Origin of the sequence: Spirosoma panaciterrae DSM 21099 (assembly GCF_000374025.1) — a bacterium.
In the GTDB taxonomy this organism is placed as follows: Bacteria; Bacteroidota; Bacteroidia; order Cytophagales; family Spirosomataceae; genus Spirosoma; species Spirosoma panaciterrae.
On record NZ_KB893200.1, the window covers coordinates 1 to 25615 of the forward strand.

Annotated in this window: 16 protein-coding genes; 6 read left to right on the forward strand and 10 right to left on the reverse strand. The window is 51.6% G+C overall.

What is annotated here, in order from left to right; genetic code table 11:
- The first annotated feature begins 40 nt into the window (after positions 1-40).
- Both B153_RS0123730 and B153_RS0123735 read left to right on the forward strand, forming a co-directional pair.
- Entirely contained in the window at positions 41-475 is a 435-nt protein-coding gene (locus B153_RS0123730; protein ID WP_020598441.1) for a helix-turn-helix domain-containing protein, read from the forward strand.
- A gap of 23 nt (positions 476-498) precedes the next feature.
- A complete protein-coding gene (locus B153_RS0123735) occupies positions 499-1170 on the forward strand; it encodes an IS630 family transposase (RefSeq protein WP_026262283.1) in 672 nt (223 codons plus the stop codon).
- A gap of 75 nt (positions 1171-1245) precedes the next feature.
- On the opposite strand, the gene B153_RS0123740 is transcribed toward B153_RS0123735, so the two are convergent.
- Positions 1246-3525, reverse strand: a complete 2280-nt coding sequence (locus tag B153_RS0123740; RefSeq protein ID WP_020599245.1) for an NADP-dependent malic enzyme — start codon at positions 3523-3525, stop codon at positions 1246-1248.
- Between the two features lie 288 nt (positions 3526-3813).
- On the opposite strand from B153_RS0123740, the gene B153_RS0123745 reads away from it, so the two are divergent.
- Positions 3814-6612 (forward strand): substrate-binding domain-containing protein, encoded by a 2799-nt coding sequence (locus B153_RS0123745; RefSeq protein WP_020599246.1) that lies wholly within the window; start codon positions 3814-3816, stop codon positions 6610-6612.
- A gap of 7 nt (positions 6613-6619) precedes the next feature.
- Here B153_RS0123745 and B153_RS0123750 read toward each other — a convergent pair whose 3' ends face one another.
- Positions 6620-8665: an alpha/beta hydrolase domain-containing protein gene (locus tag B153_RS0123750; protein WP_020599247.1), complete on the reverse strand. Its 2046-nt coding sequence runs from the start codon at positions 8663-8665 to the stop codon at positions 6620-6622.
- A gap of 292 nt (positions 8666-8957) precedes the next feature.
- Here B153_RS0123750 and B153_RS36870 point away from each other — a divergent pair, with 292 nt between their 5' ends.
- A complete protein-coding gene (locus B153_RS36870) occupies positions 8958-11330 on the forward strand; it encodes a T9SS type A sorting domain-containing protein (RefSeq protein ID WP_157634806.1) in 2373 nt (790 codons plus the stop codon).
- 8 nt (positions 11331-11338) lie between these two features.
- On the opposite strand, the gene B153_RS0123760 is transcribed toward B153_RS36870, so the two are convergent.
- Together B153_RS0123760 and fabF are read right to left on the reverse strand one after the other, a co-directional pair.
- Positions 11339-12604: an Hsp70 family protein gene (locus B153_RS0123760; protein ID WP_020599249.1), complete on the reverse strand. Its 1266-nt coding sequence runs from the start codon at positions 12602-12604 to the stop codon at positions 11339-11341.
- A gap of 163 nt (positions 12605-12767) precedes the next feature.
- Complete coding sequence (gene fabF / locus B153_RS0123765; protein WP_026262398.1) at positions 12768-14012, reverse strand: beta-ketoacyl-ACP synthase II; 1245 nt, start codon at positions 14010-14012, stop codon at positions 12768-12770.
- A 117-nt stretch (positions 14013-14129) separates the two neighbouring features.
- Between fabF and B153_RS0123770 the strand changes: the two genes are divergently transcribed.
- Both B153_RS0123770 and B153_RS0123775 read left to right on the forward strand, forming a co-directional pair.
- Positions 14130-14732, forward strand: a complete 603-nt coding sequence (locus B153_RS0123770; protein WP_020599251.1) for a TetR/AcrR family transcriptional regulator — start codon at positions 14130-14132, stop codon at positions 14730-14732.
- A gap of 65 nt (positions 14733-14797) precedes the next feature.
- Entirely contained in the window at positions 14798-15538 is a 741-nt protein-coding gene (locus B153_RS0123775; protein WP_020599252.1) for an SDR family oxidoreductase, read from the forward strand.
- A gap of 86 nt (positions 15539-15624) precedes the next feature.
- Here B153_RS0123775 and B153_RS0123780 read toward each other — a convergent pair whose 3' ends face one another.
- The 6 genes from B153_RS0123780 to B153_RS0123805 form a co-directional block, all read right to left on the reverse strand.
- Positions 15625-17568: a heparinase II/III domain-containing protein gene (locus tag B153_RS0123780; RefSeq protein WP_020599253.1), complete on the reverse strand. Its 1944-nt coding sequence runs from the start codon at positions 17566-17568 to the stop codon at positions 15625-15627.
- An 18-nt stretch (positions 17569-17586) separates the two neighbouring features.
- Positions 17587-18795: an alginate lyase family protein gene (locus tag B153_RS0123785; protein ID WP_020599254.1), complete on the reverse strand. Its 1209-nt coding sequence runs from the start codon at positions 18793-18795 to the stop codon at positions 17587-17589.
- Between the two features lie 188 nt (positions 18796-18983).
- Complete coding sequence (locus B153_RS0123790) at positions 18984-19979, reverse strand: DUF4466 family protein (protein WP_020599255.1); 996 nt, start codon at positions 19977-19979, stop codon at positions 18984-18986.
- A gap of 21 nt (positions 19980-20000) precedes the next feature.
- Positions 20001-20396 (reverse strand): DUF5018 domain-containing protein, encoded by a 396-nt coding sequence (locus B153_RS0123795; RefSeq protein WP_026262399.1) that lies wholly within the window; start codon positions 20394-20396, stop codon positions 20001-20003.
- A 28-nt stretch (positions 20397-20424) separates the two neighbouring features.
- A complete protein-coding gene (locus B153_RS0123800; protein WP_020599257.1) occupies positions 20425-22152 on the reverse strand; it encodes a RagB/SusD family nutrient uptake outer membrane protein in 1728 nt (575 codons plus the stop codon).
- A gap of 9 nt (positions 22153-22161) precedes the next feature.
- Entirely contained in the window at positions 22162-25275 is a 3114-nt protein-coding gene (locus B153_RS0123805) for a SusC/RagA family TonB-linked outer membrane protein (protein WP_020599258.1), read from the reverse strand.
- Positions 25276-25615 lie beyond the last annotated feature (340 nt).

A 25615-nucleotide genomic window follows, 5' to 3' on the forward strand; every position in this document is an offset into this window, starting at 1 on the left:
TAAATGCACTGTAAATTAAGTTTCTTTATATTTTAGGGCCATGAAAAAGCAACACGTAACCCTGAGCGAGGAGCATCGGAATCACCTGCGCCAACTCCTAAGCAAAGGTAGTTTGCCTGCTAAAACATTCAAACGAGCTACAGCCTTGCTGGAACTCCACGAAGGTAAAACCTTTCAAGCCGTCGCTAAGACCATAGATAGCACCTACAACACGGTTTCGGCTTGGGCTAGCAAGTACCAAACAAACCAACTAGCCTTCCTCAAGGATGCCCCCCGCAGTGGTCGACCTATGGAAATCAGTGGCCAGAGTCGGGCTAAAATAACGGCTCTGGCTTGTAGTGAATCACCGGATGGGCATAGCCAATGGTCGCTACGGCTGTTGGCCAATCGAGTCGTTGAGTTAGGGTATTGTGAGCATCTGTCTCATACCCAGGCTGGAACGATTCTGAAAAAAACGAGTTACAGCCCCATCTAAAACGGCAATGGTGTATTGGCCAGATCAACAGTGAGTACGTGTTCCGACTGGAGACCTTGCTGCTCTTATATGCGCTGGTGTACGATGGGGCCTTTCCAGTAGTCTGCTTCGATGAACGCCCGTGCTTTTTGATTGGCGAAGTGGTCGAGGGGCTTGCTTGTAGCCCGGATCAGGTAGCCAAACAGCACTATGCCTATAGTAAGCATGGGTCCTGTGTGGTGATGGGGGCGATAGAACCCTTGTCGGGTAAGCGACTGATGAAGGTCTATAGGCAGCGGACAAAAAAAGAATACACCGCATTCATGCAGGAAGTAGCAGCGGCTTACCCTGATGCGGTCAAAATCAGGCTGGTGCAGGACAACTTGAACACGCACACGCCCAACGCCTTTTATGAGTGTCTATCGGCTGGGGAAGCAGCCAAACTGGCGACTCGTTTTGAGCTTTATTATACCCCCAAGTGCGGTTCGTGGTTGAACATGATTGAGGTGGAGTTTTCGGCTTTGTCCCGTCAGTGTTTGAATCGACGGATACCCACTCAGGACGAGTTAGAAAAGCACGTGTTGATTTGGTCGGAGGAACGCAATCAGAAGCAGGTTAAGATTACCTGGCAGTTCACTGTCGACAAAGCCAGGGATACCTTGAACCGGCAGTATGTGAAGGTCAACCCAGTAAACCTAAAATATAAAGAAACTTAATTTACAGTGCATTAAATTCGCACACCCTCCCGAACGATCAGTTCATTTCGGGAGGGCTTACGGTATATGGGAACGTCAACTGACACTCTGCGCTTCGACTACCGCAATGGCAACCATATTGGCAATTTCCCGCTCCGACGAACCCAGTTGCAGTACATACACGGGTTTGCGCATTCCGAGCAGGATGGGGCCGATGGCATCGAAACCAACTGATCTTGGGCCTGCTGCTTCGCGCATTAGGTTGTAAGCAATGTTGGCGGCCGATAAATTGGGGAAAATCAGGGTGTTGGCGCCTTCGTCAACCAGCTTGCTGAGTGGGTAATTTTGTCGGAGCAGGTCGACGTTGAAAGCCAGGTGCGCCTGCATAGCGCCATCCACAACCATATCGGGGTGTTTGCGATGCAGCAGATCGGCGGCCAGTTGCATTTTATCGGCATCTTCACCCTTGGCACTGCCGAAGTTGGCATACGTGACCAGCGCAATGCGGGGTTTAATATTGAATCGTTCCACGGCCCGCGCGGTTAGTTCCGTAATTTCTACGATTTCTTCGGCAGTAGGATTCATGTTGACCGTCGTATCGGAGAAAAACAGCGGCCCCCGGTTCGTAAGCAGAATGTACATACCCGCTACTTTTCGAACCCCCGGTTCTTTGCCAATCACTTGTAGCGCCGGGCGAATGGTATCGGGGTAGTTGTGCGTAAGCCCCGAAATGAGCGCGTCGGCTTGCCCCGTTTCAACCATCATGGCTCCAAAATGCGTGCGGGATAGCATCCGTTTTCGCGCATCGACGGCTGTAAGGCCTTTCCGGTGCCGTTTTTTATAAAGCAGTTCGCCAAATTGTTCGACCAGTTCCTGCTCCTTACGAGGAGTAATGATCGGCACATCGCTCAGGTCCAGGTGGTTTTGTGCGATCATCTCCTCAATAACCGCTTTTTCGCCCAGTAAAATAGGGTGTGCAATACCACCATCTTTCACTTGCTGAGCCGCTTTTAGCACTCTCAGGTTTTCGGCATCGGCAAAAACGACTCGCTTGGGATTAGTGCGGGCTTTATTGTTGATCACCCGCGAAATGCGTGTATCCTGACCCAGCCGCCGGGCAAGCTGACTCCCATACGCTTCCCAATCAGTAATGGGTTGTTTGGCCACTCCCGATTCCATAGCCGCTTTAGCCACGGCTGGTGCCACGGTTTCGAGTAGTCGGGGATCAACCGGCTTAGGAATGATATAGCCTCGGCCAAACATCAGGTTGTCAGTTCCGTAGGCCATGTTGACCAGGTCAGGAACGGGCTTTTTCGCCATATCGGCCAGGGCATGAACGGCCGCCAGCTTCATGGCTTCGTTGATTTCGGTAGCCCGCACATCGAGCGCCCCCCGGAAAATGTAGGGGAACCCAAGCACGTTGTTGACCTGATTGGGATAGTCCGAACGGCCCGTTGCCATAATCACATCGGGCCGGGCAGCGAGCGCGTCTTCATAGCTGATTTCGGGTGTTGGGTTAGCCATCGCAAACACAATAGGGTCAGCCGCCATCGAGCATACCATATCCTGACTGACGGTGTTCCCTTTCGATAACCCAATAAATACGTCGGCTCCGACAAAGGCTTCCTCGAGGGTGTGCAGGTTGCGGGTGGTAGCAAATAACCGTTTACGCTCATCGAGGTCAGTACGGTCGGCCCGGATAACCCCTTTGCTGTCGCACATAACCACATTTTCGACGTTGGCACCGAGTGCTATGTACAGTTTGGTACAGGAGATAGCTGAAGCCCCGGCCCCATTGACCAGAATTTTAGCCTCGTCAATTCGTTTGCCAACCAGTTCGAGCGCATTCAGCAGGGCAGCCGCCGAGATAATGGCTGTTCCGTGCTGGTCGTCGTGCATGATCGGAATGTTTAGTTCGGCTTTGAGCCGCTCTTCGATGGCAAAACATTCGGGTGCTTTGATGTCTTCTAGATTGACCCCGCCAAAGGTCGGTTCCAGAATTTTGACCATCCGCACAAACTCATCGACGTTTTTAGTGTCGAGTTCAATATCGAACACATCGATGTCGGCATAAATTTTAAACAGTAGCCCCTTGCCTTCCATAACGGGTTTGCTGGCTTCGGGGCCAATGTCGCCCAGACCAAGAACGGCGGTTCCGTTGCTGATAACGGCCACCAGATTGCCTTTGGCGGTGTATTTATAAACGTCTTCGCGGTTTTCGGCGATGGCCAGACAGGGCTCGGCTACTCCGGGTGAGTAGGCTAGCGACAAATCGGTCTGGGTGCTATACTCTTTAGTCGGAATCACTTCAAGCTTACCCGGACGGCCTTTGGCATGATAGGCGAGGGCGTCTTCCCGGCGAATCTTTTGTTGCATAAATGTGTAAAGTTATTTTGCTTATCGTCAAGGGTTTAACTGCTGAATTTTTCAGTTTGAATCAAACCTAAACGGGTAGTTTGCGGGGTTGGGTTATCCATTCAACTCAAAAAAAGGCTGCTTTCAAAAGTACAATAAATAAAAGCCTTAGCATTAAAAATTTTTAATGTCGGGGAGCTTCCGACTACAAGACACGTAACACCTGGGGCTATAGGCCGTAAGTTCGTTTCGTCTTTTGCATTCAATTTCTTATACATTATATTTGGTCAGTACCATATGCTTTCTCTTATGCATGATTCTGCCGGGTGGTCTGCCAGGTGCTGCACGTCGGCTACGAGCAAGCGTGTAGCTGTGGGGCTATTGAGTAGCTGGCTGCTGGTGATCGTTGGGCTCTTCGTGAGCGGGTGCCAGTCGAAACCCGAGACGCGTACCTACCGCATTGGCTTTTCGCAGTGTACCGGGGGCGATGAGTGGCGGAAAACCATGCTAACCGATGTGAAGCGGGAACTGGGGTTTCATCCGAACTATACGCTTCTCTACGAAGACGCGGGCAATAGTACCAGTCGGCAAATCAGTCAGGTACAATCGCTGGTAGAGCGGGGAATCGACCTGCTCATTATCTCTCCTAACGAAAGTAAGCCCTTTGCCAGGGTTATCGAATCGGTTTTCAGGCAGGGTATTCCCGTTATTCTGCTGGATCGTAAGATCGACTCCGAGTCGTACAATGCCTACATCGGGGGCGATAATCTGCAACTGGGTCGGATGGCCGGAACGTTCATTGCCAATCAGTTGAAAGGCCGGGGGCGTATCGTTGAGGTGTGGGGCTTACCCAGTTCGTCGCCCGCCCAGGAGCGGCATAAGGGGTTGCAGGAGATTTTGCAGAAATACCCGGCCATTGAGGTGGTCAAAGAGCTGAATGGGCAATGGGAGCGCGATACCGTTCGGCGGGTGATAGCCTCGGAACTGGATGGATTGAAAAATATCGACCTGCTTTTTGCCCATAATGATGTGATGGCTATGGGCGCTTACGAAGTATACCGAAAGGCCGGGCTGGAAAAACAGATCAACTTCGTAGGAATCGATGCGTTACCGGGGCCCAGTGCCGGAATGCAGGCCGTGACAAATGGGGTTCTGAAAGCGAGCTTTCTCTATCCGACAGGTGGCGAAGAGGCCATAAAAACGGCCGTTCGGATTCTGGAAGGCAAGTCCGTTAATCGGGAACAGATCTTAAACTCGATTCAGGTCGATGCGTCGAATGTATACGCCTTGAAAGTGCAGAGCGATAAGTTGCTGGCGCAACAGTCGGACATTGAACGGCAAAGTCATCGGATAGAGGCTCTTACCCAAACCTATACCTCACAGCGGAATACGTTGTACCTGATTCTGGCTACTTTGCTGATTGCGCTGTTGCTGGGGGGCTGGGCGTTGTATTTGTACCGATCCAAGCAGATCGCGTATCAGACACTGGAAAAACAGAATCAGGAGATACTGGATCAGAAAGACGAAATCGAGCGGGTGTCGCAACAGGCCCGGGTGGCTACTGAAGAAAAACTGCGGTTTTATTCGTACATCTCCCATGAGTTCAATACGCCACTGAGCCTGATACTGACACCAACGGAAGATTTGCTGGGTAAGAAAAGTATAGCTCCTCATGAGCTGAAAAATGGCCTGGCGCTGGTGCAGAAAAATGCGTATAGGTTGCTCCGGCTGGTCGATCAGATGCTCGATTTGCGTAAGTCGGATGTGGGGAAACAGCACCTGAGAGCCAGTGAGCAGGACCTGGTTGCGTTTGTACGCGAGATTGTATTCGACTTTCGGCGGAAGGCCGAGAAGCAGCGGATCGACCTGCAACTGATAACCCCCCTGAATAGGTTACTGCTTTGGTTCGATGCCGAAAAACTCGATAAAGTGCTGTTCAATCTCCTTTCGAACGCCTTCAAATACACCCCCAGAGGAGGGTTGATTCATGTTCGGATGGAGTTATTAGCCGATCAGATACGTATTCAGGTAGCGGATAATGGCCAGGGAATGTCGTCCGATGAGCGCGACCATGCCTTTGATCTGTTCTATAGTGGCAGCCAGCCATTTAACCTTGCGAAAGGGATTGGATTAGCCTTGTCGATGGAGTTTATTCAATTGCATCGGGGCGACATCAGTGTACAATCGACGCAGGGCGAAGGAACGACATTCACGATTTTGCTACCGCTGGGCAACAGTCATCTTAAGTCCGATGAGATCGTACCCGCGAGTAGCCAGCGCACATTGCCCCGTTTGCCGATTGATGAAGATGCTGATGCGTCATTGCAACCTGCTTCTCTTCCCTTGTCGAAACGAGCAGGCACCCTGCTGGTGATCGAAGATAACGATGATCTTCGAACGTTTTTGACAATGCGGCTGGGGGGCGAGTTCGAGGTTATTGCCGAACCTACCGCCGAGCAAGGCTGGGAACGGACGCTGGAGGTGATTCCAGACCTGATCATCAGCGATGTCATGCTATCGGGTATGGATGGTCTGCAACTGACGCAGCGAGTCAAAGCGGATATGCGAACTGCCCATATCCCGGTTATTCTGCTGACGGCAAATAGACAGATGGAGCATCAGATCGATGGCGTTCGGGCGGGGGCCGATATGTATCTGACCAAGCCCTTCAATGCCATCTACCTGGTCGAAACCATTCGTACGTTACTGGCCAATCGGCAAAAAGGCCAGCAGCGGTTTGCCTCTGATTTTGTTTCCCAGTCGGGAGGCAGTCGGGAAGAAAAGAAATTCCTGAATGAATTGACCCGGCTCATCGAGCATAATCTAAGTGATTCGAGCTTTGGCGTTGAGAAATTAAGCCGTGAAATGGGAATCTCTCGGGTGCAGCTATACCGGAAAGTGCAGGCACAACTGGATAGAAACGTGATCGACTACATCAACGATATTCGGCTGAAGCGGGCTAAATTCTTGTTGCGGGAAACCAACAAATCCATGACAGAAATTGCCACGGAAACGGGATTTAGCTCAGCCGCTTATTTCACTACCTTCTTTAAACAGCATACGAAGAAAACACCCTCGGAGTACCGAAAATCACCCATAGAAGCCTGATGGATGCTTACTTCAGCACCGTACTGGCTTCGGCATCACGGATGTACTGCTGAACGTCTTCAGGTAAGAGCAGGCGTTGTTGCTGCAAGCGCTGGGCCGAAGCTTTTACGGCCTCTACATAGCCTTTATGCGACGGGTATCGTTCTTCCAGCGAAAGGCGTGGGTCGCTGGCGGCTAGCCGTTCGGCTTTCGTTGCCTTGAACAGGATCTGTTGTCCGGCACCCTCACACCCTTCGTTTTCTCCGTATTCGGCACGACGGAGCGCCCAACCCGTGGTAGTGGCGATCGGAACAGCCACGGGTGGTAAACGTACACCTGCAATCTCGTTTCCGTCTGCATCGACTTTCGACACAAAACTGGTATACACAGGTCGGCCGTCTACTTTGGGAGGGTTGATGGCGAGAATCCCCTGCTCCGTCGACCGGCCAAAGTCGAGTTGATACCGGGTAGTAATCAGCCCTGTATACGTAACGCCAGGAATGGTCGGCCACCCTAGCGTAGCCTGGGGAATCAGGCCCGTTTGGGAGCCGGGTTGCGGGAGGGCTACGGCTGCCGTTCCGGTCGATTGCCTTGGTACAGCACTTGAAGGGGGAACAATGCCTTTCGTAACCCAGTCGTCGAGGGCGACGAATAAGGCCCGCAACAGAGGTTCGGCATTGGTCGGATTCTGAAATTGCTGACATAGCCCCCGTGAAGCCCCGTTTCCGGCCCCATGTTGCGCGCCCGATACCAGAAAGAAGCGGACATTGTCGGGGTCGGGTAAATCGTTGCCTTTGGGATCGGTATGCAGGAGCGAAGCGGCTTTCACCCAATATTCATTGGCCGAGTTGACTTCAAAGACTTTAGGGCAGGTGTTGCTGGTTTGGCAGGCACCAAGTCGGCCAGCCGTTTTACCCGTAAACGGATCGGTCAGTACGGGGTAGGCAAAGGGGAAAAGGGCTTCGGGATACAGGTGGTTTTGCCGATTTCGTTCGGTTCGGGAGGGCTGCGCAAATCGAATATTCAGACCAATGCCACTGCCGCCCCCCAGCCAGTTCTCGATACCGTCCAGCACTCGTCGCCCTTGTTCATCGGCATTGAAACCGAGGGTTTGAAAATCGTTCAGGTAGCGGGCAGGCTGCGAAATGGCAAACGAATAGGTAAACTGTACGTCGTTGGCCAGCGGGTTGGGGTTTCCGGCATCATCGGTCGTGGCATAGCGTAAAAACGATACAAAATCACGGGTAGCGGCAAATCCAATACCTGCTACTACCGGATTGCGGGCCGTATAGCTGAATTCATAAATCGCACTTTGCTGAAAGGGAGTTCCAGCGGGTAAAAGCCGGATGGTTCGGTCGTCGACAAATTCCCAGCCATCAGTCGGCACCACCGTTGGCGAGTCGGACAGATGCGGTCGGACGGTAAGCGTAGCCTGGTTTTTATTCAGTGTGGCTGTCGGATACGCCAGCGTATACCCTTTAGCGGTTGCGTTGTCGTACACGATGTATTCGTACGAAGGCCCGGTAATAGGGGAGCCATCGGCCTGGGTAGCGACAGGGACAGTGATGGTCAGATTGTTATTGACGGGCGCTGCCGAGGGGTCCCAACCGTTCCAGACGAGCGTATAGCCGCGATTCATCAGGAAGCCTTCACCTGCATCAGCGGCCGTGGTTGGGTCATTGCCGCCACTACTTTTATTAAAACCGCCAACTAATTTCCCCCCCCGGTTATTGACTTCCAGAAAGAGCTTGTGCGCACCTTTGGTCAGATCAATCGGTTTCAGGATATAGATATCCATGGCATACTCGACCATCCCTCTGGCGTTGCGGGGAGCTAGTTTGAGATCAGTAATCAGTGTATTTTGCGGACTGTCTGGGTCAAGTTCGCCATAGGCTTTTCCGCGTAATTTTTCATAGGCTCCTACCTTGCCAAACACGTTTCCGTCGAACGTTGGCGTTTGGCGACTTGTGATCTCGATACGGACAAGACGAGCGTAAACGGGCGCACTCAGTACCGTAGCGACGGAAAAGCAAACGGTAAAAAAAGAACGCCGTAGCGGGTTGAGAGTAGTCATGGGGGGCTCTTTGGAGGAAAAATCGTGAATGAGCCTAACCTACTCATACTGATTGGGTAATTTTGACGGTGACGGGCTGATGGCTCTGCGAAAGGTAATCAGACGACGCTGCTGAACAGATTGCGGATTATACTCTGATGATAATCAATTCATTGGTTGATCGCTATCATAAAGGCATACGGTGGCCTCTGCCATCTTTGAGTCGCTGAGTCAGGTAATGTAGGTCGTCTGGATGGTTGCGGTTCTGACTATTGCCTGGCTTGATCTTAATTTCGTTCGCAGTCATCAGCGTATGGAGCCATTCACGACAAATTTCTTCAAGTTACTACGTTTTATGCACGTATCGGGCCGCATTCGCTTTCGTCTGATCAACACGCTGATATGTCTGTTGGTAGGCTATTCCATCGGGTCTGCTTTGGCAAAGCCAACCTGGGCGTTTAGTGTGGTTGTTGCGGTTGAAAAGCAAACGGCAGACTACTTTCAGAAAACGTATGCTAAGTCGATCAACGACATTGTGGCGGCTCAGATGGCAACCGTCAATGCCAATTTCAACAGCTCCCCTAGCTTTAATGGACTATATAACTTCCATGTTGATTCGGTGTACGTGTTTGATGGCCCCGCTCAAAATGAAGTGTTTCGTAGCCACCCAAGGTTTCAGTATTGTGTAGTTGTTGATGGTAAATTTACGACACCCACCGTTGGCGGAGGCTGGTATGGAGGTACGCAAACGATTTACCACAGTTGGGGGTGGAACGAATGGGATGGGCCATTTGCGTCTTATGCTACGGATGGATTGACGCATGAGTTTGGCCATGCCCGGGGGGCTATCGATATCTACGCGCTACAGGTAGATGGGACGAAGAATCCGGTGAACGGCCAATCGTTTGAGCCAGTCAGTTCAATTATGAACTACCCCTATGGCAACATTACCTGGGATGAGCACACCACGAATCTGCTGAACTCAACGGCCGACAGACCGCTGGAAGGAGATCAATGGGTCATCCGGCCCTTCCCCAATACCATTGGTATAAACGTAACCAATCAGCAGGGTATTCCTTTGAGCAACGCAACGATCGAGGTATATCCAGTCGATTGGTACTCCGCTACTGTGACCGCTACCCCGGTCGTGACCGTAACGACGGATGGGACGGGCAACTATACCTTCCCGACGAATCCCTTTCGCCCTTCGTCGAGTGGCTTCCCCTGGACCATGCGTTATGGAAATTTTCTGATCAAGGTCACTTATGGCTCCAATGTGCAATACAAATGGATGCCGATCTACGACGTGCAGAATTTATACTTCAAGGGTGGGCCCAATACCGCGTATGCGCCAGCGTTTATTTTTACGGCGGATGTCGATGCGGTTGCTATCCGATTAGGCAGCGTTCCTGAAACCGGCTTTTGCTCAGGCGAAGTGATTACGGTTCCCTTTACTACCTATGGCACTCTTCATGCCGATAACAAATTCTCCCTGCTGCTATCGGATATAACGGGAAACTTTGCGCGTGGAAGGAGTATTGCCGTTGAGCAGGGAACGAGCCTGACCGCTATATCGGGTGCTGTAGTGGTGGATGGGCCTGTGGTTGGTAGTTTTAAGGTGAAAGTTGTGAGTAGCTCACCCTATGCCGAAAGTGAAGCCCTGCCCATTGCCGTAAAGCAGGTGCCTCCTGGCCCAACTGTAAAGTCGATTCTGGTTTGTCAGAATGCAGCGGCACCTGCACTCCAGGCCAGTGGCTATAACCTGTTATGGTACGATAGTTCGGGAGGAGGAACAGGTTCATCAATTGCACCGACGGTTAGTACAACACAGGCTGGTCAGAAGAATTATTTTGTCAGTCAGACACTCGACGGCTGCGAAAGCACCCGATCCATCTTGCTTGTGACCATACAGGCTTTGCCATCGGCACCAACGGTCAGCTCAAAAGCTGTTTGCCAGTTTACAACGCCACAAGCGCTTACAGCAACGGGTACGGGATTGATCTGGTATGACCAAAACGGAAATCTACTGACAACCGCACCTACGGTTTCGACCGACAAAGCGGGCTCTTTTACGTTTCTGGTAAGCCAGACCATGTTTGGATGCGAAGGCCCTAAAGCAACCTTACCGATCAAGGTGCTTGCCGCACCAACGGCCACCCTTACCGGGAGCCAGACGATTCTGGAAGGGCAGTCGGCCTCGTTGTCGGTAACCCTCACGGGCGATGCCCCCTGGCAAGTTACATACCACGATAGCACAGCGATCGGAGCAGGCGCCGTTCAACTGGTTCAGGCCACCACCAGCCCTTATACGATTAGTATAAAGCCTTTAAAAACAACGGCCTATCAGTTAACAGCGGTTACGAATGGGTGCAAAGGCAGTGTCAATACGGACCGTGTTGTTGTCTCAGTTCTGCCGCTATTGGGGGTCGATGATCCATCACAGGATGGACGTATTGAGGTGTATCCGGTTCCGGCAACCAACGCCGTAACGACCCGTATTCGGTATCCGGGCCTAAAAACCAATGCCTCCTTATGGCTAACCGATCTGAACGGGCAAACTTTGGAACAACAGGCGTTTCAAAGCGATACGTCGACAATCCAGCTCAGCATGTACCCAGCCGGAACCTATATTCTCCAGATTCAGATAAATGGCCAAATAATGGCCAGGCGAATCCTGAAACAGTAACCGTTAGGTTATATCGCTTGACCAAACTTATACTGGCTATCGTAGGCCAGCCCTAATCCCACGCTGGACAGTTTGTTCTGATCGGCAATGGCCGCGTTGGGGAATAATTGTTTAAAGGCAACCTGGACGGAATGGACTTCGGTGGACCCGCCCGTAAGAATCACTAAATCGATGGCGTCATTTCGAACACCGGCTTCCTGAAGACACTGCCGGGCCGAAGCGGCTATTTTGTCCACATCCTCCTGAATGGATTCTTCAAAAAGCTCGCGTTTGATCGGGATAAAAAAGTCTTCTTCAATAAAATCGAAGGTGGCCGTATGAACGGGCTCGCTGGATAGGGCAATTTTGGCACTTTCGGCGGTAGCCAGCAGCGAGTGGCCGGTTTCATCTTCGAGTACCTGCAACAACCGACGATACCGCGCCTTATCGTGCGATTGATGGAGCAGTTGCCGAACCTGCATGATGGTTTTGGGTGTATACAGAAAGTTTACCTTGCTCCACTCGGCCAGATCAAAGAACGGTTTTAGCGGCACTTCCAGATTTTTAGGCCCATACGTGCTACGATAGCCAATTTCGGGCATAATAGCCGACAGGCTGAGTTCTTTATCGAAGTCGTTGCCGCCAATACGGACTCCTGTATTCGCCAGAATATCCGACGATCGATCGGGCTTATGAATGTATTGGTCCGATAGTTTGATGACTGTAAAATCGGACGTTCCTCCGCCCAGATCGACCACGATTGCCAGCTTTTCGCCTTTTATCCGAACCTCGTGAGCAAAAGCGGCCGCAATGGGTTCAAACTGAAATTCGATGTGCTTGAACCCGATTCGCTGGGCAATGGCCTGTAATTCGGCCTGAGCGCGGACATCGGCATCCGGGTCGTTATCGACAAAATGAACCGGGCGGCCCATAACGACATGCTCAATTTCCTGACCCGCTTCCGCATCGGCTTTAGCCTTGATGTGCCGTAGAAACGAGCTGATGATGATCGGGAAATTCATGGAAGCACCGTTCACCAGTGTTCCCTGTTTCATGAGCGACGTACCCAGCACCCGCTTCAAACTCCGCATGAAACGCCCATCTTCCCGGTCGAAAAACATACGAACAGCCGCCCGACCATAGAACGGTCGGTTATCGACGCGCTGAAAGAACAACGCGCTGGGAATGGTCACATGGGTTTGCTCGACGGGGACTAGTTGAATTGTACCGTTGCTGGCAATCGCTACACTGGTGTTCGACGTGCCAAAATCTATGCCGCAGGAAATGGGTGCCATTTTTTGTGGAAAAAGGGCACAAAGTTAACACAAACTCGGCAATCTGTTGGTCAGAGAGACGAACTGTTTTCAGCAAAACAGTCCACCAGAACCCCAAAGCCCTTAAAGGAGCCTTTCCTGCACTTGGATAAAGTCTCCTTTAGGGGTTTTGGGAAAAACGTTCTCATACCTTCTGAAAGACAACCGTTGCATTATGCCCACCAAAACCAAAGGCATTGCTTAGGGTCGTGTTGACACGGGCTGGTCGGGCCTCCCCCAGCACAATAGATACATCCTTAGGAATGGCCGAATCTAGTTCTGTTGTATTAATGGTTGGAGGGATCACATTGTCGCGCATCGACAACAGGCAAATAATGGCTTCGATAGCACCCGCAGCTCCCATCAAATGACCCGTGATGGATTTTGTCGCACTGATGTGCAGGGAGGGTGGTGGTGTTCCTGCCAGTTTAAGAATCGCTTTGATTTCGGACAAATCGCCGACGGGCGTAGAGGTCGCGTGCGGATTCAGGTAGTCCACATTCTGAATGGTCAAACCCGCTTCGTTCAGCGCTAGTTGCATGGCTTTAGCGGCTCCCAGCCCTTCAGGGTGCGTGGCCGTCATGTGGTATGCATCGGCAGTCATGGCTGCCCCCGTGACTTCGCCGTAGATCACAGCCCCTCGGTTCACTGCATGCTCGTATTCTTCCAGGACCAGGGCTCCCGCACCTTCGCCCATCACAAAGCCGTCGCGTGCTACATCAAACGGGCGGGATGCGGTTGCTGGCTCATCGTTACGGGTCGACATAGCTTTGATGGCACTAAACCCCCCAAATGAAGCTGGCGTAATTGGGGCTTCCGATCCGCCCGTTATGATGATTTTCGCTTTGCCCAGCCGGATGTAATTGAAGGCATCCATGATGGCCGTGTTCGAGGTAGCACAGGCCGAAACGGTGGTGTAATTGATACCCATGAAGCCATTGCGAATCGAGATCATGCCCGACGCCATATTGGCAATCAGCTTCGGGACAAAAAACGGACTAAAGCGCGGCTGACCGTTGCCTTTTACGTATTCCGTTACCTGTTCTTCAAACACATCCATACCCCCCTGGCCATTTCCCCAAATAACGCCTACATCGAACGGGTCCAGTTGAGACAACGCAAAGCCAGAGTCTTTTATGGCCTGGTCGGCAGCAATCAAGGCGTATTGGGTAAATCGGTCGGTTCGTTTGGTATCGGCATGATTTAAATAATCGGAGGCATTATATTCTTTAAGTTCAGCCGCAAATTGCGTTCTGAACAACGAAGCGTCGAAATGGGTAATGGGCGCGGCTCCACTGCGACCCGCCAGAACATTCGCCCAGAACGTTGGAATGTCGTTGCCCACAGGTGTCAAGGCACCAATTCCGGTAATAACAACTCGGTGTAACATGGTAGGTATAACGGTCAGCTTTGCCGGTAGTCGTCCTGTAAGAAGAACAGCGCCTAACTGACTCATAAAGTTTGGGCAAAGGTAGGAAAATAAAATACCAATTGGTATATTTACACTATGAAAAATGAATTGTCGAAATCAGAACGGACCCGTCAGTTTATTGTCGAAACGACGGCGGGTATCTTCAATACAAAAGGGTATGCCGGAACGTCGCTGTCGGATCTGACCGAAGCGACCGGATTGACGAAAGGCAGTATTTACGGCAATTTTGGCAGTAAAGAAGAAGTAGCCCTGGCCTGTTTTGACTATAACCTGTCCAAAATCAATCAGATCGTTCAGCAACGGCTGGCTCAGGAGACGACGTTTCATAAGAAGCTGATGGTTTACGTCCAGATCTACCATAGGTACTCCGGAACGCCTTTTCCTGAAGGTGGATGCCCGATTTTAAATACCGCTATCGATGCCGACGATACGAATAACCTGCTCAAAGACCGTGCTGCCAAAGCCATTGAAGCCTGGAAAAAACGCCTTGTCGATCTGATTCGGGGTGGCATTGACGCCGGGGAGTTCAGACCGAATGTAACCCCGGAACAAATGGCTTTGTCGATGATCGCTCTGATCGAAGGGGGGATTATGATTGCGAAAGCAACCAATAATCCATCCAGTCTGGCGAAAGTCCTGAAAACGGTAGAGATGCTCGTTGATCAATTGAAAAGTTAAAAATTTTTGAACCAAAAAATACCAATTGGTATTTTAAAAGAAAATTGACAATGTAATTAACAGCCATGAAAACGACTCAGAATACAGTCCTGATTACGGGAGGAAGTGCCGGTATCGGTTTTGAAATCGCCAAACTGTTCGATCAGAAAGGCAACCATGTGATCATTACCGGCCGCGATGAAAGCCGCCTGAAAAAAGCAGCCGCTCAACTCCAGAACGTAACGGCGATTGTGAGTGACGTAACGAATGAGGCCGATGTGAACCGCCTGGTAGATCAGCTATACACGGAGTTTCCTACCCTAAACATTCTGGTCAATAACGCCGGGAAAGCGTTCTACTATCCACAAGCTGCTCAGGCCAATGCGTTTGAAAAGGCGGGTGAAGAAATGCTGACCAACTATCTATCGGTTATTCGGCTGACTGAAAAACTAGTTGATTTGTTGAACAAACAAGACGAAGCTGCCATTGTCAATGTATCATCGATTGTTGCCTTTGCGCCCAATCATCGATTGGCGACCTACGGGGCCAGCAAGGCCGCTTTGCACTCCTACACTCAATCATTGCGGATTACATTGGAGCGAAGTACGACTACTAAAGTGTTTGAACTGATGCCACCACTTGTTGATACTGACTTTTCGCAGGAGATTGGTGGAGCGACTAATGGGATTGCCCCGTCGGTAGTAGCGGCCGATTTACTTCATGCGCTTGAAAATAACGAGTATGAAATTCACGTTGGTCGCACGGCCCAATTGTATGAACTGGCGCGTACATCCCCAGCTGATGCACTGGCGGCTATGAACGCCTAACGGTTTATCCGGCTTCCCCAACCCCTAAAGGAGCTTTACTATTATCAAGTCAAAGCCCCTTTAGGGGTTGGGATAAAGGAATGGCTTTACTTCGGGGCAATCACAAAATTGAGCTTGTCTGAGGTTTTGGGGGCGAGTGCGGTGAAGTTAATCCGGTAAATAGTATCGCCCCATTTCGTAATAATACCCTGATCTTCGGGTGCTTCCAGCTTTACTTTTTCGACCGATGGCTGCAATTGTTTCGGATTGTATTTCACCACGAAATCCTGCGCTTTCCCCTGTTTTGGGGCATAATGGATAATCAGTTCGCCAGGTTTTCCAGGTTCGGCGGGATAGCAGGTCATCAGATGCTGGGTGAGTTGGGTTGCCTGTTGAAGACTGAACTCATCGTCTACCTGAACGCCCTTACCCCGATTCAGCCGGATGTTCCGCTGCCAGCGAGTGACACCGGCTTCTTTCGGATACGCTTTGGAAATATCGACGCCAAATTGCGTACCGGCCTTATCTGTTTTGTACGACACATTACTGGCTCTGAACGACATGCCGGGTGGCTGATTCTGACCATTGATGGTGGGCAGGTTGTGGTAGTCGGAGCAATTGTACCAGATATCGTATCGCTTGCTGCTGAACGTTTTAGCCGTGTAGGTTCCCCGGCCTACATCGATCAACAGCGGTTGACCATCATAGTAGACCACATAATTGCCAATGTCGTTATGGTTATGGCTTTCGTCGTTATGACCTCCTTTGGCCGCCACATAAAATCCGTTGGTCGTACCGGCCTGATCGCGGGCGGCAAACACCTGAAGATCGGGCAACCAGACATCTTTAGGAAGCGGTAGACCCTTCGTTGCTTTCTGAAACTCATCCTGCATAAACAGCGAATAGAAGTTGCGGAAAAAATGGAACCGACCGATGGAGCCATCTTCGGGTTGCCGATAATAGGCACCAAACCGCATCATATCGGGGTCGTTGATGGCTTTTCCGTAGCGATAAATCATAGTAGCGGCCATACCCGGCTGTGGGTCGGCATCGGCGAAATTCAGAAAGTATTTTTCACTGATTTGAGCACGATAGATGAACCGGCCCATGTTTCGAAACTTCTCATCGGCATACACGTATTGAAACGCGTCGTTGCTGGCTGTATTGAGCATGGCGATGTTGTCGAAAAGTGAAGCAGCCGCAGCGCCCCAATAGCTTGGTCCTTCATCGCAACCGCCATCCTGCGGGTACGGATTCAGGAATTCGTCGAGCACGTGCAGCAGTTTGGCAACGGATGCGGCTCGCTTATCGTCGTCTTTTTCGAGGAGTAAAACCGCGTTGAGCCAGTTGGAGCAAATCCAGGGATTCCAGTTGTTGGGTGGCCGACCAGCCGAAGTTTTGGTCATCCAGCCGTGGGGCTTATTCATTAGCGGCTGAAAAACGCGGTAGTTGGTTTCGTTGTAGATGCGTTTGCGAATTTGTGGCGAAACGGCATCCAGTTTATCGCCCAGGTAATAATCGACCCAGGCCAGATAGGTAGCGGTTTCGGCGGCAAACAGATCGACAAATGGTTGCGACACATCGACCAATCCCAGATACGCTTTGCCTTTGGGTAAATGAGCCGACGCACCCCAGAACGATTCTTCGCATATGGACCACACCCCATCGACAATCGGATCGATGAAACGGCCCTTGTTTTCGTAAATCTCAGCCAAGAGCAGCGTGCCCAGCACTTCGCGCTTTTTAAAGCTGATGGCTTCGTAGTCGGTTCGGTTGCCCGTTCGTTCGATCAGTAGAGATTTCGTAGCGGGGATACTCGGCCACTGGTAGGTCTGGTACGATTCGGCTTTTTTAACGTACGCTTTCAGCATTTCCTGATCAGCTTTGGCCCAGCCCGCCCGGTTGTCCCGTTTCGGAAATGGGGCCCATTGTGCCTGTGGAATCAGGGCTTTTTTGAGATCATCGGTCGTGTATTTGCCACTCAGCAGATTCTGGTTTTGTGCAAAGGTTGTGCCAGTCAGCAGGAGGAGCCATGTGAGGAAAAGTTTCATACGAGTAGGAACCGCTTTTTAAAACAGAGAATGCGTCAACAGAAAAAGGCTATCGTCGGGCTGGTTTACCTGACTGGGTAGGGGAGGCAGTTCAGTTGGGGCATAAACTGCCGATGCCACAATCATTAGCGGCCGGAATTCTTCGGGATGCAGAGCTTTGATTTGCTGGGATGTCCAGGCTTTTTTGCCTTCGGCATAAGGGAGCATCCACAGAAAGGCTTTTTTGATACTTTTCCCGTCGGGTGTTTCGTAACGCCACAGATCGACAGGAATAGCATCGGCCAATTGAGCGAGAATGAAAAAACCTTTCAGATTCATGACCGAGTAGTCCCAGGAGAGGGTTCGAGCCAGTTCATGCGGTTGACTGCCATCGGCTTTCAACTGACTCTGAATCCGCTTCATCGTTTTCTGTTCGATGATCTGTTTCGCCAGCCTTTTATCGTCCAGGAACAGCGCAAACGCAAGGGTCTGAACGTCATAATAGGTGCCGTGGTTGTTGTGTTCGTCTTCTTCGTCTTTGCCGATAGGGCTGTGCAGCATCCAGTCCAGAAACTGCCGAAACCAGTTTTGCAGCGCGGCATGGTCGGCGGATGTCCAGGCTTTTGAGTCTTTCAGTAGCTGAACTGAATCGGCCAGTTTGGCCAGTGCCCGCGTATCGATCAGGCCAATGCCGCGCCCCTCGGTAATGCCCGGAATGGCCTGCCCGTAGTTCAGGTTCGGGTTCATTTTGGTATCGGGGTTCAGAAACCAGATTCGCAGTAACTCCGCAGCCCGACCGGCATAGATTTCATTACCGGAGAAATAATAGGCAGCGGCCAATATCTCTACGTTTCGGCAGAGGTCTTTCAAATACTCGGCATCCTGAATAGCAAACCGTTCGGGGTTGATCCGGCCATCCTTTCGAATGTAGGGCAACCCATTGGGTTTGGTTGAATCGGGCCACCAATAGGGACCGACACTCATATAGTCGTGCTTATTGCCACTAGGGGGCGTTTTGCTTTTTTCAACCACCGAATGTGCTTTCTCGGTGAGTACCTGATCGGCCAGTTTGAGCAGTTTGTTCCGGGCAGCGATCAGCGATTGATCACCTTTCTGAATTAATTCTTTGTTCGTTTTTAATAGGTTGGCATTCAAGAATGTAGAAGGCTTCGGAATCGATTGGGCAATGGCATTGATCCCTGTCAAAACAGAGAGGATGCAGCTGAGCAGAAAAGAGGAACGGTTCATAACGAAGGCTGTTCTGTATCGATTTTTTGTCCTTTCGACTGTAGGGGAAATCTCAATCCTACCAATTAGGAACTTTGAGGTTTCCCCTACGGTCGAAAGGATAAAAGATTTCGTGAGTATAAAGGCTGAAAAATCAGAACTTCCTGAAAGATTGCACTCTCAGGAAGTTGCCCGTTCTAAACCTACAATTAATTTAATTTTAAGCGCTTTATGCTGATGGTCATCGACTTACTGCCATTGTTGACCGAATTCACATACACATAGGCCGCGTAGGCTCCGTCGGCAGTTTTGACAAACGCACCCTGGTCGGCAGCAAAACCATAGGCATAATCAGCCGCGTTGGGGAAAGTGGTCTGCTGCAAATCCAGATCGTCGATGTACACGTCGAAACCAGTTGTACCCCGGAGTTGGGCGTCTTTCACATCCACCCGTTTATCGATGGCCGTACGGGTTTTGGCTAGCCCAGTTGGGAGGGTTACATCTTTCAGGTAATCGACGTTGGACGGAGCAACAATCGCATGACCAAACGCATAATTGCCCGTACCGAGTGTAGCCCGATAAATGTATACGAAGTCGATTTTGCTGGCCAGATTGTTCTGCTCCACCTCCGCTTTAGTATACACGGCCATATCGGCAATCGACACATAGGCTTTCGCACCATCGACCAAAGCCAGGGATCGTTTCATATCCATCCGGCTGATGCGGTACGTCGGCGACTGATAGCTAACTTCCTTCCCGCTCGAGGAGGTGCCACTGAACCGGAAGGATACGTCTTTGCCTTTGGCGTCTTCGCCCGGATAATAATAATACCGAAGCGTAACGGCCTTGTTGGTAGCGACATCAATGATTTTGGCACTCGAAACGGTCCCGTTCGTTACGGTATCGGTAGCCGTCTGAACCGGCTGATCGACGCCCGTATTGCGGTTGGTATACCAGGAATACCCACTGAAACCCGTTCCTGTAGCCCCTGCGATGGTCGCTTCGGCCTTTACATTCTGGAGGTCGCCTTCGGTGGTGCCCAACGCATAGGCAAACTCAATCCGGTCGCCCACAACGGCTGGACCAGTGGTTTTTTTGAGTAGATCGTTACGAAGCGAGTCGGGGGTTACGTCTTTGGTCTGGCAACCCGTGGTGAGCATCCAGATTCCCAAAACCGATAAAACGGAGTATGTGATCGTTTTCATAGTCTGCGTAAGGGTTATGGGTTATTTCTGGACCGTAACGGTTACGGTATAGGTTTTACGCACCTGCCGATTGCCCGACACGACTGTATATTTTTGGGGCTGGGTATAGTCGGTCCAGATGCCCATAGTGGGTTCCACAATCGCGTCGGTCACAACACTGCAATAGGGCTTTACCCGCTGTATGTTGGTGCCAAATTTTGCCACCGCCGTAACCGTCAGCGCCGTGGTGTCGATAACGGTCTGCCCACTGACCAGTACCGTCCGGTGATCGGACCCGAGCAGGTCAAAAAAGGTCATGAAACACTGATTGCGGCCTGTGATCAGCAAACCCGATTCGTCGATGGGCTCTTTGCCGCAGGAGAGCAGGCCAACGAGGGCCAGCATACCCAAGAATGTATAGAAAGATATTGATTTCATAATCGTAAGGTTGTCGGCTTAAGACGCATTAGAGCCAGGGCTCATTCTGGACTATTTTCGAGTTGACTTCGATCTCTCCGGTTGGAATCTGGAAGATGTAATACCGCTGGTAGTTCCGATCAGGGGCATTCACAAACTCGTCGCGGATACGGGTGCCCTGTGAGTCGTAAAGGACCTGGCCGCTGGGTGCGGGCCAGATTTCTTCCGCTTTGCGCCACCGTCGGATGTCGAAGAAGCGGTGACCTTCGCCAACCAGCTCTATAATGCGCTCCTGTTCGATGGCTTTAAAGAACTCGGCTTTTGTCGCAAATTTGGCCTGGTTCAATGCGGGTAAGTTACCTCGACGACGGATGCGGTCGAGCAGAGTGAACAGTTCGGCCGTAGGGCCTCCGTTGACTTCGTTGACGGCTTCGGCATACATCAGCCACACGTCGGGCAGGCGCATCATGTAAATGTCCTGCGGGCCGTCGCTACGTCCGATACCACCCGTTTGCCGAACCCACTTGCGGAAAATATACCCGGCCGGAGCGCCATCGTAGTTGATGTACGTTACCCCATCGCGGCTACCGAACCGGAACGGGATGCTATCCTGTACAGTCAGGCCATCGGTCGAGAGACGGAGCATTTTCTGTTCGTCCCACAGCATAGTGGCCCGCATCCGATAGTCACGCCCAACGTACGATTTCGGATTGGTTGCGCTGTTGGTTTGGGTCGTATTTTTCGAGAGAACCAGCGGTGGGGCAAAGTCACCCGTGCTGATAAGTTGGTAGCGGTTGGCCAGCCGGAACGTAGGCGCTACCCAGCATTGGGCATTGCCCGTGTTGCGGGTACCGAAGTCGCGCATCAGTTCCTCACCCTGGCTTAGCAAAGGCCCACCAAACTGCACTGAGAAGATAATTTCGGGATCGTACTCGTTGAAATACTGAAACAGGTGCCAGTAATTTGGATTGTCAATGGGCCCCGGATCGCCACCCCGGAAAAGCGGGATGTTCTTGTCGATGATTTTCTTGAAGTCAGCGGCAGCGGCTGTGTAATGCTTTTGGGCATCGGCACTGTTGCCTGCCGTTTTCATCCAGCAGGCCCAGAACAGGTTGACTTTGCCGCTGAACGCCCAGGCTGCCAGTTTGGTGGCCCGACCGAGGTTGTCGCCCGTATAGCTTTCGGGGAGCACATTGGCCGCAAAGCTCAGATCGGCCAGAACCGAATCTTTCACGACAGCACGCGGGGTTCGGGTGAGCGTATACGCTTCGGCATTTCCGTCCAGCTTCTTGTTGAAAAACGGGACATCGCCCCACAGATCGATGAGTCGGAAATAATTCAGTGCCCGGATAAATCGCACTTCACCAACGAGCCGATTCATCAGGGCCAGATCGGACTGAGATTTCAGATTCGCCCGTAAGGTATTGATGTTGCCCAGTACGTAGTTGGCCCGGTTGATGGCCCGGTAGCAATCGCTCCACAAAAAGCCGAAATTGCCGCTTGACCCAATAGGCCCTGGGCTAAACGAACCCTGGTTGTTGCTGGTGCCGCGTGTGTGGACAAACTCCCCGGCTCCATCGAAATAGTAGTCGCGGTCGAAAGTAGTCCGGTTGGCTTCGTATACACCATTGACGGCAAAAATGGCGTCGTCGGTCGTTTTCCAGAATAAATCTGACGAAAGCTGGGTCGTAGGAACCTGCTCAAGCAGGTCTTCGGTACAGGCCGTTATGAGGAATGCCAGACCCAGCAGAAGAGATAAAGATGTCAGTCGTTTCATGCGTGAAAACTAAAAGCTGAGGTTAAGGCCGAACGAATACGATTTCAGCAGCGGGAACGGGTCGTCGTTGTTGTCGGCATCGGCCACGCTGGTGCTTTTTTCGGGATCGACACCCCGGTACCGGCTGAACGTGAGCAGGTTTTCGGCGGTGACGTAGACCCGAATCCGGCTCATACCGATGCGGCTTGCGTATTTGCTGGGGACGTTGTAGCCCGCCTGGATATTCTTCAGACGCAGGTAACTAAAGTCATCCAGCCAGAACGTCGACTCGGCCTGGTTGTTTCCTCCTGATCCGGTTAGCAGACGAGGCAGTGTAGCGCCCCGATTGTCGAGAGTCCAGGTGTCGTACCAGTGGTAATCCTGAAACGCGTTCCGGGCCGAGGGCACGTTGACCTGGTTGAACGGTTCCAGCCAGAAATCTTTCCGACCTGTGGCGGCCTGCCATAGAATACTGACATCGAAGCCGCGCCAGTTGCCAAAGAGGTTGAAACCATACGTCGAGACAGGTTGATCGCGGTTAAACTGGGGTTGGGCCTGTCGGTCTTCGTCGGTAATCTGTCCGTCACCATTCAAATCTTTGTAGAGAATATCGCCGGGGGAGAAGTACTGCCCCTGAAAAGGCGCATTGGCGATGTCTTCCCACGACTGGGCAATGCCCGTCGACACACGGCTGTAAGCGAAGTGATAGGGCAGATTCAGGTAGGTGTAGCCCTTGCTCAGAAACTCGTTCCATTCCAGCAATTTGTTCCGGTTGTAGGCAAAGTTCAGGGTGGCGCCTACGTTGGCATCCCGGATTTTAGCCCGATACGTTACATTCAGTTCAACCCCGCGATTCTGGAGCTTGCCGATGTTTACCCGTGGGGCATTGTACCCCGACAGGAACGTCGATAGAGACGAAGGCCGGATCATACCTGTGGTCAACTTCTGATACAGATCCAGTTCGCTGGTTAGTCGGCCACCGAAGAAGCCCAGATCCAGACCGACGTTGGTTACGTTGGTTTCTTCCCAGGAGAAGTCTTCGTTGATGATCTTGGCCGAACTAAACCCTTTCACAATCTTACCGTTGAAGATGTAGTTGGTCAGGTTGAAGATGTCCCGCTGCTCATACCGACCTACGCCGGAGTTGTTCCCCAGTTTACCAATCGACGCCCGTAGTTTACCCGACGATACTACCGACGAGAACCGTTTGAAGAAAGATTCGTCGGAAAAACGCCAGCCTGCCGAAGCCGACGGGAAGAAGCCGTACTGGAAGCCCGGCAGAAACTTACTGGACCCATCATAGCGGGCATTGACCTCGAACAGGTACTTATCATTAATCACGTAGTTGATCCGCCCGATGCCCGACCGAAGCCCTTCCGCATCGGAGTTGCCCCCGGCTGCCTGGGTAGTCGTCAGTGCGGCATCGATTTCGCTCAGGAGTGGGTTGATCCGGTCCTGACGGCTGGCCGATAGATTCCGGTTGAACCAGTATTCTTCGGTATAAGCACCCAACAGGCTGAGTTGATGGTTGCCAAATAGGGTTTTGTTGTAGGTAATCCGGCCCTGAAGCAGCGTTTTATAGCCTGAGTTAACGGCATTACTAATCCCCGCGCTAGTCGCGACCAGGGTTCGGGCTAACTGACCCGTCTGGAAATTCCACTCGTCGGTGGGGTCGGAATAGCTTTTGGTAAACTGGTTGTAATAGCGAAGGCCATAATCACCCCGAACAGTCAGTCCTGTAATGGGCGTCCATTCGCCATATAGGTTCCCGTTGAACTCCTGCCGATCGCGGAAGTTGTGGTTAACTTCGAACTGGGAAAGCATGTTACGGGCAAACGCATCTTCGCCATACGCCATGATGCCCCCATACTGACCCGTTGCTGAGTTATACGGCAGAATCCCCGCAATGGCGTAGCGAATGTCATAACCGGCTGTACCTGAGTACGTGATGAACCCCTCCGAGTTGGCATACTTCTGATTCGACCACTGACCATCTGTTCGGATACCCACTTTGACATTATCACGGATTTTATAGTCCAGGTTGAAGCGGGTGTTGAACCGTTTGTAGTCGTGATTGATCAAGACGCCCAGTTCGTCGTAGAGTCCGGCCGACAGGTAAAAGTTCATCTTGTCGTTCCCGCCCGATGCCGAAATGTTGTGCGTCTGAATCCGGCCGTGGTCGCGCAGAATGGTTTTCCACCAGTCGGTATTGGGGTATTTGATGGGGTCGACCAGCCCTTTCGAGAGCCATTCCTCAACCGTTCCGTAGCGATAAGTAGTAGAGGACGCACCGGCCGCCGATGCCCGCAGGTGCATAGTCAGCGAACGGGGATAGTCGGCAAAGTAGTTGTAGAAATTGGTTGGCTGCGATAACCCGTAAGTGCCCGTGTAGTTGATTTGCGCTTTCTTGTTCTGAGAGCCGTTTTTGGTCGTGATCAGCACAACCCCGTTCGACGCCCGCGACCCATAGACCGATGCCGAAGCCGCATCTTTCAGAACCGAAATGCTGGCTACATCGTTCATGTCGATCCGATTGATGTCGACATCGGGCATTCCATCGACCACGATCAGCGGCCCGGAGTTGTTTACCGTACCCAACCCCCGAATGATCAGCGAGGCCCCACTACGCCCGGCCTGCCCCGTCGACTGCTGAACCGATAACCCCGGCACTAAACCTGATAATCCAGATGATACGTTGGCAACCGCCCGGCTCGAAATTTTGTCGTCGATGGTAATAGCTGCAACAGCCCCGGTCAGGTTCTCTTTCTTCTGCGTACCGTACCCGACTACCACCACTTCGTTCAGGGTTTTGATGTCGGGAGCCATGGTAATATCGAGCGTAGTCTGGCTCGTAACGGTGACCTCCTGCCCCAGATACCCGATGGCCGATACCACCAGGGTTCCTCCGCCCGTAGGTAGGTTGATCGTGAATTTACCGTCGGCATCAGTGGTGGTTCCAGACTTGGCATCGCCTTTCAGCACAACGGTTGCACCGGGTAAGCCAGTCCCTTTTTCATCGAGAACACGGCCATTAAATCGGTAGCTTTGAGTAGTCTGCCCCCAAACGTCTCCGTACAGCAGCAGGAGCGGCAGCCACCCGTACATTACCAAATGCAGAAATTTGGAAGATAAAGGTTTACGCATAGCAATAAAGGGTTCTTAAAAATTGCTTGATGGGGCAATATTAGACGGCATGTGAATAAAAAATATGGGAATAATCTAAATCGAACGGTCTGTCCACCTCTTTGAACGCTTTTTAACCCTGCCGAACGATTTGTCCTCTTTTTTGAACAGTTGGCGTAATGGGCAAACCCGTGGGTGATGCTAAACTTGCAGCAGTAAAACGATGAGCGAAAAAGGCGGGTGAAAAAAGACAAGTTTACGATAACGATAGCCGAGGCTGGGTCGCTCATGCTGCTCATCTCGCTCCTTATTTATATGCTTTCCCTGATGCTGTAGTAGTATTGGGCCGTCAGATCATTTA

Excerpts from the sequence above, each read along its gene's own strand:
- B153_RS0123730 (WP_020598441.1), top strand. The coding sequence starts at position 41 with ATGAAAAAGCAACACGTAACCCTGAGCGAGGAGCATCGGAATCACCTG.
- B153_RS0123740 (WP_020599245.1), bottom strand. The coding sequence starts at position 3,525 with ATGCAACAAAAGATTCGCCGGGAAGACGCCCTCGCCTATCATGCCAAA.
- B153_RS0123745 (WP_020599246.1), top strand. The coding sequence starts at position 3,814 with ATGCATGATTCTGCCGGGTGGTCTGCCAGGTGCTGCACGTCGGCTACG.
- B153_RS0123750 (WP_020599247.1), bottom strand. The coding sequence starts at position 8,665 with ATGACTACTCTCAACCCGCTACGGCGTTCTTTTTTTACCGTTTGCTTT.
- B153_RS36870 (WP_157634806.1), top strand. The coding sequence starts at position 8,958 with ATGGAGCCATTCACGACAAATTTCTTCAAGTTACTACGTTTTATGCAC.
- B153_RS0123760 (WP_020599249.1), bottom strand. The coding sequence starts at position 12,604 with ATGGCACCCATTTCCTGCGGCATAGATTTTGGCACGTCGAACACCAGT.
- fabF (WP_026262398.1), bottom strand. The coding sequence starts at position 14,012 with ATGTTACACCGAGTTGTTATTACCGGAATTGGTGCCTTGACACCTGTG.
- B153_RS0123770 (WP_020599251.1), top strand. The coding sequence starts at position 14,130 with ATGAAAAATGAATTGTCGAAATCAGAACGGACCCGTCAGTTTATTGTC.
- B153_RS0123775 (WP_020599252.1), top strand. The coding sequence starts at position 14,798 with ATGAAAACGACTCAGAATACAGTCCTGATTACGGGAGGAAGTGCCGGT.
- B153_RS0123780 (WP_020599253.1), bottom strand. The coding sequence starts at position 17,568 with ATGAAACTTTTCCTCACATGGCTCCTCCTGCTGACTGGCACAACCTTT.
- B153_RS0123785 (WP_020599254.1), bottom strand. The coding sequence starts at position 18,795 with ATGAACCGTTCCTCTTTTCTGCTCAGCTGCATCCTCTCTGTTTTGACA.
- B153_RS0123790 (WP_020599255.1), bottom strand. The coding sequence starts at position 19,979 with ATGAAAACGATCACATACTCCGTTTTATCGGTTTTGGGAATCTGGATG.
- B153_RS0123795 (WP_026262399.1), bottom strand. The coding sequence starts at position 20,396 with ATGAAATCAATATCTTTCTATACATTCTTGGGTATGCTGGCCCTCGTT.
- B153_RS0123800 (WP_020599257.1), bottom strand. The coding sequence starts at position 22,152 with ATGAAACGACTGACATCTTTATCTCTTCTGCTGGGTCTGGCATTCCTC.
- B153_RS0123805 (WP_020599258.1), bottom strand. The coding sequence starts at position 25,275 with ATGCGTAAACCTTTATCTTCCAAATTTCTGCATTTGGTAATGTACGGG.